The sequence below is a fragment of the Nonomuraea sp. JJY05 genome, from assembly GCF_043496855.1.
Taxonomy (GTDB): domain Bacteria; phylum Actinomycetota; class Actinomycetes; order Streptosporangiales; family Streptosporangiaceae; genus Nonomuraea.
In genome coordinates, this window is sequence record NZ_JBIEIS010000096.1 from 1 (window position 1) to 15,278 (window position 15,278).

Annotated in this window: 6 protein-coding genes; 3 read left to right on the plus strand and 3 right to left on the minus strand. The window is 71.5% G+C overall.

What is annotated here, in order from left to right:
• The 3 genes from ACFKCF_RS60960 to ACFKCF_RS60970 all read right to left on the minus strand — a co-directional run.
• A partial coding sequence (locus ACFKCF_RS60960; protein ID WP_394506583.1) for an SDR family NAD(P)-dependent oxidoreductase occupies nt 1-6,471 on the minus strand: 6,471 nt, incomplete at its 3' end.
• Between the two features lie 61 nt (nt 6,472-6,532).
• Nucleotides 6,533-7,810, minus strand: coding sequence for an activator-dependent family glycosyltransferase (locus ACFKCF_RS60965; RefSeq protein WP_394506585.1), 1,278 nt, complete (start codon nt 7,808-7,810; stop codon nt 6,533-6,535).
• A 151-nt stretch (nt 7,811-7,961) separates the two neighbouring features.
• Nucleotides 7,962-9,017 carry a helix-turn-helix domain-containing protein gene (locus ACFKCF_RS60970; RefSeq protein ID WP_394506587.1) on the minus strand — a complete coding sequence of 352 codons (1,056 nt, stop codon included), beginning with the start codon at nt 9,015-9,017 and terminating at the stop codon, nt 7,962-7,964.
• Nucleotides 9,018-9,312: 295 nt separating this feature from the next.
• Between ACFKCF_RS60970 and ACFKCF_RS60975 the strand changes: the two genes are divergently transcribed.
• The 3 genes from ACFKCF_RS60975 to ACFKCF_RS60985 form a co-directional block, all read left to right on the plus strand.
• Nucleotides 9,313-10,221, plus strand: a complete 909-nt coding sequence (locus ACFKCF_RS60975; protein WP_394506588.1) for a proline iminopeptidase-family hydrolase — start codon at nt 9,313-9,315, stop codon at nt 10,219-10,221.
• Nucleotides 10,222-10,264: 43 nt separating this feature from the next.
• Nucleotides 10,265-11,503 (plus strand): type III PLP-dependent enzyme, encoded by a 1,239-nt coding sequence (locus ACFKCF_RS60980; protein ID WP_394506590.1) that lies wholly within the window; start codon nt 10,265-10,267, stop codon nt 11,501-11,503.
• 193 nt (nt 11,504-11,696) lie between these two features.
• Nucleotides 11,697-15,278, plus strand: a 3,582-nt coding sequence (locus ACFKCF_RS60985; RefSeq protein WP_394506591.1) for a type I polyketide synthase, incomplete at its 3' end; no start/stop codon positions are given.

Genomic DNA, 15,278 nt, shown 5'->3' on the forward strand with positions numbered 1-15,278 from the left:
CACCGGCTCGGCCTGGCTGGCCGCGCCGCTGCCGGTGACCCGCCGCAGCAGATGCGCTGCCAGCGCGGTCGGAGTGGGGTGGTCGAAGACCAGGGTCGCGGGCAGCTTCATCCCGGCCGCCCGGCTCAGCCGGTTACGCAACTCCACAGAGGTCAGGGAATCGAAACCCAGATCCTTGAACGGGCGGCCCGCCTGGATCGCCTCACCGGAGGCATGCCCCAAAACCGCCGCCGCTTCCGCGCAGACCAGCGACACCAGCACGTGCTCCTGCTCGACCGCCGGCAGCCCCGCCAGCCGCCGTTCCAGCGCCGACCCCCCACCGGAGACAGACTCGGTGCGGGCGGCACGACGCGCGGGCGTGCGAGCCAGCCCACGCAGGATCGCCGGAACGCCGTCGGGACGGTTGCTGAGAGTGCGGGTGTTGATGGGCAGAGGTACGAGGAAGGGCTCCGGCATCGTCAGGGCGACGTCCAGGAGTTGCATGCCCTCGCTTGCGCCCATGGCGGTGAACCCGGAACGGGACAACCTCTCCAGATCGAGTTCCGCCAACTGGTTCGTCATGCCACCCGTTTCCGGCGCCCACAATCCCCAGGCGAGGGATTGGGCGGGCAGGCCGCTGGTGTGGCGGTGGATCGCCAACGCATCCAGGAAGGCGTTGGCCGCCGAGTAGTTACCCTGCCCAGCACTGTCCAGCGTGGCTGCCGAGGAGGAGTAGAGCACGAACGCGGCCAGGTCCAGTTGCTGGGTGGCCTGGTGCAGATGCCAGGCGGCGTCCGCCTTCGGCCGCAGCACCCCGTCGATCTTGTCCGGGGTGAGCGAGGTGACCACGCCGTCGTCCAGCACTCCGGCCGTGTGGAAGACCGCCGTGAGCGGATGCTCGGCAGGGATGCGGTCGAGCAGGGCAGCCACCTGCCCGGGATCGGACAGATCGCAGGCGGCGATCTCGACCGTCGCGCCCGCCGCCTCCAGGTCAGCCCGGAGCTGGTCGGCGTCCGGGGCCTGGTCTCCCCGGCGGGAAGCCAGCAGCAGACGCCCGACCTGGCGCTCGCCGGCCAGGTGACGGGCCAGGATCGCACCCAGACCGCCGGTGCCACCCGTGATCAGCACTGTCCCGTCCGGATCCAGGCTGCGCGGCATGGTCAGAACGATCTTGCCGATGTGGCGGGCCTGGGCCATGTGCCTAAACGCTTGGCGGGCCTGCTGCACCGGCCAGCACCGCACCGGCAGACCTGCCAACTCCTGGGAGGCGAACAGGTCCAGCAGCTCGCCCAGCATCTGGCCGATCCGCTCGTGCCCGGCGTCCATCAGGTCGAAGCTGCGGTAGCGCACGTGGGGGTGGGTTCCCGCGACGTCGGCCGGGTCGCGGCGGTCGGTCTTGCCCATCTCGATGAACCGCCCGCCCGGGGCGAGCAGGTCGAGGGAGGCGTCGGTGAACGGCCCGGCCAGCGAGTTGAGCACCACGTCCATCCCTTCGCCACCCGTGATGGAGGCGAAGGCGTCGGCGAAGTCGAGGTCGCGGGAGGAGGCGATGTGGTCGTCGGGCACGCCCAGGGCGCGCAGCAGGTGCTGCTTGCCGGGCGAGGCGGTGGCGAACACCTCCGCGCCCAGGTGGCGGGCGATCTGGATGGCGGCCATGCCGACCCCGCCCGCGCCGGAGTGGATCAGCACGCGCTCGCCGCGGGTGAGCCCGGCCAGGTCGACCAGCCCGTACCAGGCGGTCGCGAACGCCACCGTCACCCCGGCACCCTGAGCGAACGACCAGCCCGACGGCAGCCCCGCCACCAGGCGCTGATCGACCACCACCCGAGGACCGAACGCGGCCTCACCCAGCCCCATCACCCGATCGCCGACCCGCACCCCTGCCACGCCGGGCCCCACCTCGGACACGACACCGGCGAACTCGCCGCCGATCGGCTCCCCCTGCTCGGGCACCATGCCCAGCGCCACGACCACATCCCGGAAGTTCAACCCGGCCGCCCGGACATCCACGCGTACTTCGCCGGCGGCCAGTTCCCGGTCGGCTTCCGGCGCCGGGACCAACGCCAGCTCCTCCAGCGATCCCTTGGCCGGGCAGTCCAGCCGCCACCCGCCGGCCCCTTCGGGCACCACCAGGTCACCGGAAGTATCCGCCCGCGCCAGACGAGGCACCAGGACCTGGCCGGCCCGCACCGCCAGCTGCGGCTCGTCCTCCACCGCCGGCAGGCCGGCCAGCGTGGCGAGCGACTCGGCCGCCTCATCAAGGTCGACCAGCAGGATCCGGCCAGGGTTTTCCGCCTGGGCAGAGCGCACCAGCCCCGACACCGCCGCACCGACCAAAGCGCCATCCACATCGGAGGCGTTCAGGGAGGAGGCGCGAGTGGCGCCGCCATCGGCACCGGCGTTGATGCCGGTCGCCAAGCTGCGTCCGCCATCGGCGCTGCCGGTCTCGGAGCCGGTCGTCACCGCGCTGCCGGTCTCGGAGCCGGTCGTCACCGCGCTGCCGGTCTCGGAGCCGGTCGTCACCGCGCCGCTGGTGACCAGCACCAACCGGGTCTCGGTCAGCCGCTCATCGGCCAGCCACCCGCTCAGCACGTCCACGACCCGGTCCAGCTCCGACCGCAACCCCTCCAGCGGCCCACGCCCGTCCCGGCGAAGCACCCGCATCACCACGGCGGCGGGAACAGCCTGCCCGGACGCGACCGCAGCACCCAACGCCGCCGCATCCACGTACTCTTCGACACCACCACCAGCGGACTCGACGGCCGCAGCCAGGCCAGGCCACCGCTCACCCACCACCGCCACATCCCCAGCGCCGGCAGGCTCACCCGGCAGCGGCACCCACGCCACCCGATGCAGCGCATCATGTCCAGCCTGCGGACGCGACGACAGTCCGCCAGTCGGAAGCGGGCGTGAGATCAGGCTTGTGATGACGGCTACCGGCGCGCCGGTGGTGTCGGCGATGTGGATGCCGGTGGCGCCGTCGTCGGTGGGCCGGGCGTGGACACGCACGCGTTGGGCGCCGGAAGCGAGAAGCTCCACTCCGTTCCAGGCGAACGGCAGCGCGACACCCTCGGCCTGCTCGATGAGGCCGGTGGCATGCAGGGCGGCGTCCAGCAGCGCCGGGTGGATGCCGTAAGCACTGGCCTCGGCGGCCTCTCGCTCGTCGAGCTCCACCTCGGCGAACACCTCTGCGCCGCGCACCCAGGCCCGCTTGAGACCCTGGAACGCCGGACCATAGCCGTACCCGGCACGAGCCAACGCCTCGTAGTGGCCGGACACGTCCACCGGCTGCGCCCCCGCCGGCGGCCACTGCTCATCGGCGGAACCGGCCGCGCTGCTCGTCGCGGACAGGATGCCGGCGGCGTGGCGTGTCCAGGGGCGCCGGCCGGTGCGGGCGTGCACCGCCACCTCACGCCGCCCGTCCTCACCGTCAGCGGCCGACACGGCCACCTGGAGCTGGACCGGCTCGTCGGCGTCGATGACCAGCGGGGCCTCAAGCGTCAGCTCCTCCACCACCGGACAGCCGACCTCGTCACCCGCCCGCACCACCAGCTCCACGAACCCGGTGCCGGGGAAGACCACGGTCTCCCCCACTCCGTGATCGGCGAGCCAGGGGTGCGTGGCGGTCGAGATCCGGCCGGTCAGCACCAGCCCGCCCTGATCGGGCAACTCCACCGCCGCCCCGAGCAGCGCGTGATCCACCCGGGCCAGGCCCAGCCCACCGGCATCCGGCACCCCAGCCACGGCGGACTCCAGCCAGTAACGCCGGTGCTGGAACGCATACGTGGGCAGCTCAGCGGCCACGCTGGTGCCAGGCAGGAGTCGTTCCCAGTCCACCCCGACCCCGGCCGCGAACGCCTCGCCCGCCGAACGCACGAACCGCCCCGGACCGCCCTCGCCGCGGCGCAGCGATCCCACCGCGACCCCGGATGAACTGGTGGCGTCCAGGATGTCCTGCACCGCCATCGACAGCACCGGATGCGGGCTCACCTCGAGGAAGAAATCGTGGCCGTCGCGAACCGCGACCCGTACGGCGTCCTCGAAGCGCACGCGCTGGCGCAGGTTGGTGTACCAGTAGTCGGCCCCCAGCCGCGCGGTGTCCAGCGGCTCCGCCGCGACCGTGGAGTAGAAGGGCACGTCGGCGGAGCGAGGTTCGAGCCCGGCCAGTTCGGCGAGGACGGTCTCGCGGAGCCGTTCCACCTGGGCGGAGTGCGAGGCGTAGTCCACCGCGATCTTCCGCGCCTGCACGCCCTCACCGGTGAGCGCCGCGAAGAACTCGTCCAGGTCGGCGGCGCCGCCGGACACGACGACGGAGGAGGGGCCGTTCACGGCGGCTACCGAGAGCCGGTCGCTCCACGGTTCGAGCCGCCGCACCAGCTCCTCGTACGGCAGCAGCACGGCCAGCATGCCACCCGTCCCGGCGAGCTCCCTGCGGATGACCTTGCCGCGCTGGGCGACCACGCGGGCGGCGTCGCGCAGCGACAGCGCCCCCGCCACGCACGCCGCGGCCACCTCGCCCTGCGAATGCCCGATCACCGCGGCCGGACGGACCCCCACCGACTCCCACAATGCCGCCAGGGAAACCATGACCGCCCAGGTGGCGGGCTGGACGACGTCCACCCGGTCCAGGGTCGGAGCTCCGTCCTCACCGCGCAGTACGTCGAGCAGGTCCCAGTCGACGAACTCGCTCAGCGCCTGCCCGCATTCGGTCAGCCGGGCGGCGAACACCGGCGACGCCTGCGCCAGCTCCACCCCCATCCCGGCCCACTGCGCCCCCTGACCGGGGAACACCAGCACCGCCTCCCGCCGACCCGACGCCGTACCCGACACCACCGCGGGATCAGACTCACCGGCCGCCAAAGCACGCAGCCCGCCCAGCAACTCCTCCCGATCCGCACCCACCACCACGGCACGGTCCTCGAAAGCAGCACGGGCACGCACCAGCGACAACCCGACACCCTCCGCCGGCACCTCCGGCCGGGCATCCACATACTCGGCCAACCGCGACGCCTGAGCGCGCAACGCCTCCTCACCACGCCCCGACACCACCCACGGCACCACACCCGACAACACCGGAGCGCCTCCGGCCATGCCCGACTGCGGCTCGGGAGCCTGCTCCACGATCACGTGCGCGTTCGTCCCGCTCACCCCGAACGACGACACACCCGCCCGCCGCGGCCGGCCATCCGGCTCCGGCCACTCCCGCGCCTGCTCCAGCAGCCTGACCTGACCCTCCTCCCAATCGACATGAGTGGAGGGGGCGGACACGTACAGGGTCTGGGGCAGGAGTCCCTCGCGGGTGGCCATGACCATCTTGATCACACCGGCCACGCCCGCGGCGGCCTGCGTGTGACCGATGTTCGACTTCACCGACCCCAGCCACAGCGGCTGCGCCGGGTCACGATCCCGCCCATAAGTGGCCAGCAGCGCCTGGGCCTCGATCGGGTCGCCGAGTGTGGTTCCCGTCCCATGCGCCTCGACCACGTCCACCTCGGCGGCCGTCACTCCGGCGTTGGTCAGCGCCTGGCGGATCACCCGCTCCTGCGAGGGGCCGTTGGGCGCGGTCAGGCCGTTGCTGGCCCCGTCCTGGTTGACGGCCGTGCCCCGGATGACCGCCAGGACCTGGTGGCCGTTGGCCCGCGCGTCGGAGAGGCGCTCGAGCAGCAGCATGCCGACGCCCTCGGCGAAGACCGTGCCGTCGGCGTCGTCGGAGAAGGCCTTGCACCTGCCGTCGCGGGCCAGCCCCTGCTGCCGGCTGAAGTCCACCATCAGCTCGGGGGTCGGCATCACGGTCACGCCGCCCGCGAGCGCGAGCGTGCTCTCCCCGCTGCGCAGCGACTGGCAGGCCAGGTGGATGGCGACGAGCGAGGAGGAGCAGGCGGTGTCCACCGTGACGGCGGGTCCCTCCAGGCCCATGCTGTAGGCCACCCGGCCGGAGATGACGGAGCTGGTGTTGCCGGTCTGCACGTACCCCTCGACGCCCTCGGGGAACGGCCCGAGTCCCGAGACGTAGCCGGTCTGCGTCCCGCCCACGAAGACGCCGGTGGGGGTGCCGCGCAGCGTGCCGGGGTCGATCGCGGCCCGTTCCAGCGCCTCCCAGGCGACCTCCAGCACGTGCCGCTGCTGCGGGTCCATCACCAGGGCCTCGCGCGGGCTGATCCCGAAGAAGCCGGCGTCGAAGTCGCCCGCCCCTTCGAGGAAACCGCCGTCACGCGCGTACGTCGTGCCGCTGGCGTTGTGGTCCTCGTCGTAGAGCGTCTCGAGGTCCCAGCCCCGGTCATCGGGGAAGGAGGTGATCCCCGAGCGGGCCTCCACCAGCATGTTCCACAGGTCCTCCGGCGAGTTCACCCCGCCGGGGTAGCGGCAGCTCATCGCCACGATCGCGATCGGCTCACGATCCTTCGCCTCGACCTCGCGCAGCCGCCGGCGGGTGCGCTGAAGGTCGGCGGTAGCACGCTTGAGGTAGTCCCGGAACTTGTCATCAGTGGCCATGGGATTCTCAACCAGCCTTGAGGTAGTGAGGCGGAACGGGACGGACGTGAGCCGGCGCGGTCTAGCCGGCTGTCCTCCGGTGGCGGAGCACGAGCTCTTCCAGGTCCTTGACCAGGTCGTGCGGGGTGGGGGTCTCCCGTATCTCCTGGCTGGTCTTCTGTGCGCGCTCGGTGAAGGTGGAATCGTTCAGGATCCGCTGCAGTTCGGTGCGGAGGGTGTCGGCCGAGAACCGGTCCGGCGGAAGGTGCACGCCCACGCCGTGCGCTTCGATGGCGTCCGCGACCTGGTCCTCGTCGTGCAGCGCGTGCGGGATGATGAGCTGCGGGACGCCGTTGAGCAGCGCTGTCAGGGTGCTGCCGGTCCCGGCGTGGTGGACGATCGCCGAGCAGCTCTTGAGCAGCGGGTCCAGCGGCACGAACCCGGGGATCCGTACGTTGTCGGGGACCGTGGCCCCCTCGGGGACGGAAGCGGGGCCCAGCAGGGCGACCACCTCGATGTCCAGGTCGGCGACAGCCTCGAACAGGTCGGGATAGCCCAGCTTCGCGCGGCCGGCCCACACCTCCTGGTAGGAGTTGCCCAGGGTGACGCAGACCCGCGGCCGCTCCGGCTCCGGTCGCAGCCAGTCGGGGATGGTGCCGGGGCCGTTGTACGCCACGTAACGCACGGGCAGGTAGTCGTACTCCGCCGGCATGCGCAGCCAGGACGGGAGCGAGTCGATCGTCGTCTGGCCGAGGACGAGGTCGTCGTCGTATTCGCAGCCGTACTTCTCCAGCTTGGCGGTCAGCCAGTCGCGTACCGGGTCCTCGCCCGCGGCCTGCGGGCGTTCGGCGCGCAGGCGCAGGAACAGCTCGCGCAGGCGGCCCCAGTGGTCGCGGCCGATGGTCGTCCGGGCGTGCGCGGCGCCGCAGGCGGCCGCCGCCACCGGTCCGGTGAACGTCATGCTGTCCCAGATGACCAGGTCAGGGCGCCATGAGCGGCAGAAGGCGACCATGCCGTCGTAGACGGACTCGTCGGTGTTCACGTCCAGCGCCATCGGGGAGGCGAAGGCCGCGAGGCAGTCGCGTACGTATTCGTAGGTGAGGACCTCGGGCCGGATCTCCGTGATGGAGTACCCGGATCCGTAGATGGTCTCCTCGGGTGCCATCGCCGCGACGCGCTCGGCGTATCTCGCCTCGTCGCCGACGGCGACGCCGGTCAGTCCCGTCTGCTGCACCAGGGGCATGATGTCGGGTTGAGCCGCGATCACGACGTCGTGGCCTGCGGCCTTGAGCGCCCAGCCGAGCGGCACCACGAGGTTGAGATGAGCGCTGGCCGCGAGTTGGGTGACAACGACGCGCATACAGCATCCTTCCGGCAGGTACAAGGGTCGGCGGCGCGCAACGCGCCCTACCGCTCACAGGTGGGTGTCGTGAGCAGGTCCGCCAGAGCCCCATCGACTCTCACGAGACAGTAATCAGCCACGTGAGAGGCACCGACCCCTAGATCACCCCTCAGGCCCCCCTGGGGGCTCCCGCCGTACTGGGGTTCTCGCCGAGCCGTCGCAACGTGAGTGCGAGGGTCAGGCGGGCGCGGCCTTCGGCCGGCTGCACCGGGAAGCCGAGCTCGCTCTCGGCCCGGGCCAGCCGGGCGGCGACGGAGCTGCGGTGGATGTAGAGCCGGGAGGCGGTCTGGCGGATGGAGTCGCTGGCCGCGAAGACGTCCAGCGTCGCCAGGACGGAGTCGCCGTTGGCCCCTTCCGCCAGGCGGTCCAGTGCGGCGACATCCGGGGATCCGCCGATGGCCTCGTGCGGCAGGTGCTCGGCGAGGAGGGCGAAGCCGCCCAGCCGGTCCCAGTGCACGACCCTGCCCCACAACTCCCCCGGGCCGGCGAAGCGCAGTGCCGTACGCGCCATGTGCCAGGCCTGCCCGGCGCTCGCGGACGGCACGCGCGGGCTCACCCCGACCGCCGAACTCGTGCTCGCGAGAGCGTCGGGCCAGGGCGGGCCGGAGACGATGACCCCGTACACGTGCCCGAGGCGGGCCACCCTGCCGCCGAGCCCGGAGGCGTCACCGGCGACGGCGAACACCTGCACGGAACGGTCCGGCCTGAGCCCGAGCAGCTTCAGTGCCCGGGAGCGTGCGGCCTCGTCGGCGGCCGAGCCGAGGACGAGTTCGACGAGCGCAGGGTCGCCGAAGGCCGGGGCGGGCTCCCTCCTGCCCAGGACGGCGGCGCAGGCGATGGCGAACCGTTCGACGAGCATGGCGTCGATCGGGTATTCGCGGCCGCGCCGCTCGATCCACACCTCGCCGCCGTTCACGAGCCCGTGCCTCCTGGCGCCCGGATCGGCGGGCCCGCCGGTCGAGCCGCCGTCGGCGCTCACCCGCCGATACACCCCCAGATGGGGAACGCTCACCCCTACGGGGCATTCCGCGAGCCGCGCGGCCTCCAGCAGAAGCCGATCCAGATCGGTCCCGTTCTGCAGGAGCACGTCGAAGAAGCTGATCACCCTGAGCTCGTCACCCGCGTGGGCGTCGAGTTCGGAAAGGCGCAACAGCAGGTGCTTCATCAGATTGTCCTCGGCTCTGATTTTGCGTTCACTCGGGCTCGGAAAAGCGACGCCGCGGCCGGGAGTCGCCATTCGGGGTGAATGTTCGCAACGGAACGGTATACGGATGCCGGGGCTTCGCGGCGGGTCCGGGGAGCGGAATCCCGCCCTATAGGGGATACGCACGGGTCGGATAGGGGTCCGCCCTCGATCGGCCGTCACCTAGCGTCGGCAGGGCCGCTCACCTGCGCATTGGGCGGCATTTCGATGAATGGCCCAGGGCGTGGGGAGCCGTCTCCGCGCCGAGCGTGATGAGGTGGTTGACTTGGCCCGAGCCCCCAGCGCCAGGGGAACCCTGCCGTTCGGCGACCACATGACCTGGTACCGGGTGACCGGCACACCGGGAAAAGGGAAACCGGCGGTCGTGGCCCTGCACGGAGGGCCCGGCGGCACCCATGACTATTTGCTCCCGCTGGCGGAGCTCGCCGACGCCGGATGGCCGGTCGTCCATTACGACCAGCTCGGCAACGGCGGTTCCACGCATCTCGACGACGCGGATCCGGGATTCTGGACGCCGGAGTTGTTCGACGCCGAGCTGGGCAATCTGCTGAACCGGCTGGGCATCGCCGGCGACTACGTTCTCTTCGGGCATTCCTGGGGCGGCCTGCTGGCCGCCAAACACGCGTCGGAGCGGCCGTCCGGGCTGCGCGGCCTGGTCATCGCGAACTCGCCGGCCTCCTACCCGGAGTGGCGGAAAGAGCTGAAGATCCTGCGCGACCTGCTGCCGAGCGGGATCAACGAGACGCTGCTCGCCCACGAGGCGGCCGGGACGACGGACACCCGCGAATACTTCGACGCGATGATGGTCTTCTACAACCGGCACGTGATCCGCACGCGGCCGTGGCCACGCGAATTCAAGGCCACGTTCATGGACACGCTCAGCAATCCGACCGTCTATCACGCCATGAACGGGCCGTGCGAATTCCACGTGATCGGCAGCCTGAAGGACTGGGGCGTCATGGACCTCCTGCCCGCCATCGACGTGCCCACGTTGGTGATATCGGGCCGCCACGACGAGGTGACCCAGGAGTCGGTCCGGCCTTTTCTCGAGCTCATTCCCGGGGCCCGTGGAAAGGTCTTCGAGGATTCCAGCCATTCGCCGCACCTGGAGGAGCCGGAGCTCTTCCGGAAGGTGCTGCTCGAATTCCTCGCGAGCCTGGCCTGACTTGGGTCCCCGCTTTTCGTGCCCTTGCCCAAGGAGAGAAATCTTGAACGACGCCACCGACATCGTGAAGAGCGACGCCGAGCTCGCCGCCCGCTACGGATCGCCGCTGTACGTCTACGACCTCGAACGTGCCGTCGCGGCCTATGACGACCTGCGCGCTTCCCTGCCCGAGGGGACGGTCGTCTATTTCTCGTTCAAGGCCAATCCCCACCCGGAGATCGCCGAGGCGCTGCGGGAGAGCGGCGGTTCCGCGTGCAAGGCCGAGATCAGCTCCACGGGCGAGCTCGCCGCGGCTCTGCTGGCGGGCTTCGACCCGCTCGACATCCTCTACACCGGCCCCGGCAAGACGACCGAGGAGGTGGAGGCGGCGCTGGAGGCCGGCGTCCGCCGTTTCTCCGTCGAATCGGTCAACGACCTGCGCCGGGTCGGGCAGGCCGCGTGGGAGCAGGACACGGTCGCCGACTGTCTCCTGCGGGTGAACAGCACCGCCTCCGGAGCCACCACCAGCATCCGCATGACGGGGGCGCCCTCCCAGTTCGGCTTCGACAGCGAGACGCTGCCCGAGCTCATGCCGGAGCTCCGCTCGGTGCGCGGCACCCGGCTGTCGGGGATGCACCTGTTCTCGCTGAGCAACGCCAAGGACGAGGAATCCCTGATCGCCGAGTTCAAGCACACCATCACCGCGGCGGCGGAGGTCCGCGACTCGACGGGCCTGGAGCCGGAGCTGCTGGACATCGGCGGCGGCTTCGCCTCCCCCTACCTCTCCCCCGGCGAACGCCCCATCTACGGCGGGCTCCGCGCGGCGCTGGAGGAGATCCTCGACTCGCACTTCCCGGGCTGGCACAACGGCGGCCCCCAGGTCGCCTGCGAATCCGGGCGCTACCTCGTCGGTGACTGCGGCCGGCTCGTGTGCACCGTCACCAACGTCAAGGAGAGCCGCGGCGGCAGGTTCATCATCCTGGACGCCGGGATCAACACGCTGGGCGGCATGTCCGGGCTCGGGCGGCTGCTGCCGGTCTCCATCCAGTTCGAGTCCGCCGAGCCCGTGGAGCGGGCCAGCCTCGTCGGCCCCCTCTGCACCCCGGGCGACATCCTCGGCCGCAACGTCTCCGTACCCGAGCTCCGCCCCGGGGACGTGGTGACCATCCCGAACGCGGGGGCCTACGGCATGACGGCCAGCCTGCTCATGTTCCTGGGCCGCCCGGCCCCCACCGAGGTCGTCATGCGCGGCGACAGGGTCGTCTCCTCGTCCCACGTCCTTTTCGTCCGCATGTACGAGTAGCACCACCTGCCTGCCCTGCAGGTATCCATCGTCGGCTGTCCCGGCTCAACCGCCGCGGACAGGATCACTGCGGTTCATATGGAGAGTCAAACAGATGAGCCAGTCCGGAAACAGCGAATTCGAAGCCAGCGGCACCCCGACGACGAGGGCCGGACGAGCGACGGCCTTCACACTTCGACTGGCGGACCTCTCCATGGCGGAACGCCGGACGTCCCTGATCGAACTGGTGAGCCGGACGACGCTCGACGTGATGAGCGCCGTACTGCCCGGGCTGCTGGAGGCGGTCTCCCCCGAGCAGACCTTCAAGGACATGGGGCTCGACTCTCTCGCGGCGGTCGAACTGCACGACCGGCTCGCCGCCGAGCTCGGCGCCGAGCTGCCGATCGGCGTCGCCTTCGACTACCCGACGCCGGCCGCTCTCGCCGACTACCTGCTCACCGAGGTGCTCGGGCTCGGGGAACGGCGAGCCGCCGAGATCACGGCCGCCGTCGGCTCCGACGAGCCCATCGCGATCGTCGGCATGGCCTGCCGCTACCCCGGCGGCGTGGCCACGCCCGAGGAGCTGTGGGAACTGATCACCGAGGGCCGGGAGACGGTGACCGGGTTCCCGACCGACCGGGGATGGGACCTCGACCGGCTCTTCGACGACGATCCCGACGCCGGCAACACCACCTATGCGCGGGTGGGCCACTTCCTGCACGACGCCGCGGAGTTCGACGCGGCCTTCTTCGGGATCAGCCCGCGCGAGGCCGTGGCGATGGACCCGCAGCAGCGGCTGATCCTGGAGACCTGCTGGGAGGCCGTCGAGCGGGCCGGCATCAACCCCCAGACCCTGCACCGGAGCCGGACCGGCGTCTTCATCGGCGCCGAACCGCAGGACTACGGCCCCCGGCTGCACCAGGCACCCGCCGACGTGGAGGGCTACCTCGTCACCGGCGCCGCGCCGAGCGTCGTCGCCGGCCGGGTCGCGTACACGCTGGGCCTTGAGGGTCCCGCTGTCACGGTGGACACCGCCTGCTCGGCGTCGCTCGTGGCCATCCACCTGGCCTGCCAGTCGCTGCGCACCGGCGAGAGCCCGCTGGTGCTCGCGGGCGGGGTCACCGTGATGTCCGCGCCGGGAACGTACACCGCCTTCAGCCGCCAGCGCGTCATCGCCGCCGACGGCCGCTGCAAGGCCTTCAGCACCGACGCCGACGGCACCGGCTTCTCCGAGGGCGTGGGCGTGCTGCTGCTGGAGCGGTTGTCCGACGCGGTGGCTGCCGGCCATCGGGTGCTGGGAGTGATCCGCGGGTCGGCGGTCAATCAGGACGGGGCCAGCAACGGTCTGACCGCGCCCAACGGTCCCTCGCAGGAGCGGGTGATCCGCCAGGCGCTGGCCAATGCCGGTGTGCCGGCCGCCGAGGTGGACGCGGTCGAGGCGCACGGGACCGGGACCGCGCTCGGCGACCCGATCGAGGCGCACGCGCTGCTGGCCACTTATGGGCGGGATCGTGACCCGGCGCAGCCGCTGTGGCTGGGGTCGGTGAAGTCGAACATCGGTCACACGCAGGCCGCCGCGGGCGTGGCCGGTGTGATCAAGATGGTGCTGGCGATGCGACATGGGTGGTTGCCCCGAACGTTGCATGTGTCCGCTCCTACGACTCATGTCGATTGGGAGCGGGGTCAGGTCAGGCTGCTGGAGCAGGCGCGGGAGTGGCCGGTGCCGGATGGCCGGCCGCGGCGGGCGGGTGTGTCGTCGTTCGGGGTGAGCGGGACGAACGCGCACGTGATCGTGGAGCAGGCGGTGGAGTCGCAGCCGCGGCAGGACGCGCCCGGGGACGCTCCGGTGCTGTCGGGTGTGGTGCCGTGGGTGGTGTCGGGGCGTGGTGAGGAGGCGTTGCGCGCTCAGGCGTCGCGGTTGGCCGAGTATGTGGATGCCCGGCCGGAGGTGCCGGCGGAGGGTGTCGGGCTGTCGCTGGTGCGTGCCCGTGCTGCCTTCGAGGACCGTGCCGTGGTGGTGGGTGCGGATCGGGAGGAGTTGCTGGGCGGGCTGCGTGCTTTGGCGGCCGGTGAGTCCGATCCCGCGGTGGTGTCGGGTACGGCGTCGGGTCGGCGGGAGGCGGTGCTGGTGTTCCCCGGTCAGGGGGCGCAGTGGGCCGGGATGGGGGTGGAGCTGGCGCAGGCGTCGCCGGTGTTCGCCGCCCGGCTGGAGGAGTGCTTCACCGAGATCCGGCGGTGGGTGGACTGGGATCCGGCCCAGGTGCTGGCCGACGCCGATGGGGCGGGGCTGGAGTCCATCGAGGTGTTGCAGCCGATGGCGTTCGCGGTCGGGGTGGCCCTGGCGGCGTTGTGGGAGTCGGTCGGCGTCCGCCCGACCGCCGTCGTGGGCCACTCGCAAGGTGAGGTGGCCGCGGCCTGCGTGGCCGGGGTGTTGTCGCTGGCCGACGCGGTGCGGGTGGTCGTGCTGCGCAGCCGGTTGTTCGCCGCCGAGCTGTGGGGACGGGGCGCGATCGCCGCGGTCGGGCTGCCCGCCGAGACCGTACGCGAACGTATCGCTTCGTGGGACGGCGGGTTGGAGGTGAGCGCGGACAACGGGCCTGCCTCCTGCGCGGTGGCCGGACCGACCCAGGCGCTGGAAGAGCTCGTGGAGCGTCTGCGCGGTGAGGGAGTGCGGGCGCGAGTGATCGCGACCACGGTCGCGTCGCATTCGCAGATGGTCGAGCCGCTGCGCGAGCAACTGCTGGAGATGCTGGGCCCGATCGAGCCCGGACCGGGCCGCGTGCCGGTGTATTCGACGGTGACGGGCGGAGCCCTGGCGGGCTCGGAGCTGGGAGCGGAGTACTGGTTCTCCAACGCGCGACACCCGGTGGACTTCCAGGGCGCGGTACGGGCGTTGCTGGCCGATGGCCGCACCGCCTTCATCGAGGTGAGCCCGCATCCGGTGCTGACGATGGCGGTGCAGGACATCCTGGACGCCACCGGCACATCGGGGGTCGCGGTGGGATCGCTGCGCCGCGGCGAGGGCGGCCCCGACCGGTTCGTGCGGTCCGTGGGCGAGGCATTCACCGCCGGCGTCGAGGTGGACTGGCAGCAACTCTTGCCCGGCACCAGCGTGGCCGCTGAGCTGCCCACGTATGCGTTCCAGCACCGGCGTTACTGGCTGGAATCCGCCGTGGCGGGGCTGTCGGATGCGAGTGGGCTGGGTCAGGGCCAGGTGGACCACCCTCTGCTCGCCGCCGCGGTGGAGTTGCCCGATCAGGGCGGGCTGGTGCTGACCGGCCGGATCTCGACCGCCACGCACCCCTGGCTCGCCGATCACGGAGTAGGACAGACCGTGGTCTTTCCCGGCACCGGGTTCGTGGAGCTGGTGGTGCGGGCGGGTGACGAGGTCGGCTGTCCGGCGGTGGAGGAGCTGACGCTTGAGGCCCCGCTGGTCATCGACGCCGACGAGCCGGTCCAGCTCCAGGTGGCCGTGTCGGCCGCTGACGAGGATGGACGGCGTGAGGTGGCGGTGCACGCCCGTGCCGGCCGGCGCCCCTGGACACGCCACGCCACAGGAACCCTCACTGCCGCAGGCAGCACGCCAAGTCCTGCGGGCGAGCAGTGGCCGCCCGCCGGAGCACAGGCGGTGGACGTATCCGGCCACTACGAGACGCTGGCCAGCACCGGATATGGCTATGGTCCGGCGTTCCAGGGTCTCAAGCGGGCCTGGGTGCGCGGCGCAGAGGTGTTCGCCGAGGTGGAGCTCGACGAGCGAGAGGCCGCCGAGGCCAGTGCTTACGGCATCCACCCGGCG